The sequence below is a fragment of the Variovorax sp. P4_D9 genome (assembly GCF_056401695.1).
In genome coordinates, this window is record NZ_JBFUIU010001667.1 from 1 (window position 1) to 734 (window position 734).

Annotated in this window: 1 pseudogene; it reads left to right on the top strand. The window is 60.2% G+C overall.

Annotation, left to right across the window (positions count from 1 at the left end):
• Window positions 1-390: pseudogene (locus AC1DY5_RS57660) on the top strand (ISKra4 family transposase); the annotation flags it as partial.
• Window positions 391-734: the final 344 nt, after the last annotated feature.

A 734-nucleotide genomic window follows, 5' to 3' on the forward strand; every position in this document is an offset into this window, starting at 1 on the left:
GGTCGAGCGCAGGAAGCCATGCGGCGCCTGGCCACGATGCTGTACGTCTTGGGCAAATCGACGGTGTGCCGCAAGCCGGCCGCGCGTCAGATCCGAAGGCTCACCCTCGAGTTGCTCGGCTACCTACGCAACAACTCGGATTCGCTGCCCAACTATGGAAGGCGCTACCGAGCGGGCCGACGCATCTCCAGTGCCTTCGTGGAGTCGGCTGTCAACCAACTCATCGACAAGCGCATGTCGAAGTCACAGCAGATGCGATGGGATCCGCGCAGCGCGCACCTGCTGCTGCAAGTGCGAGTGCGCGTCATCGACGGCCAACTGCGCGATGACTTCGCCCGCTGGTACCCGGGGTTCCCGTCCAACGCGTCGACGATGTCCTTGGCGGCATGACCCCACCATTTGAATCGCTCTCGACGTTGCCCTCGCCCAACAACGGCGTAGCCGCCTCAAATCGCAATAATTCTATTTAACATCAATGACTTAGACCTGAATCCGTGAGCCCAAGAGTGAAAGGGGCTCACCCTGCGGGTGCGATCGATTTGAGGTGGTTTGGTAAACGCGAGACAGGTGTGGGGCGTTTATGGGCCTGTTGCAAACGCAGTATCCGATTCCTTCCAATGCGCCCCTTCATCGTCAAGCAACTCGACTACGACCTCACCCCGGTAGCCGGTCTGGCGCTGGTAGGACATCACCTGAATCGACTCGCGCCGGTGTTCAAGCAACTCGATGCCGCC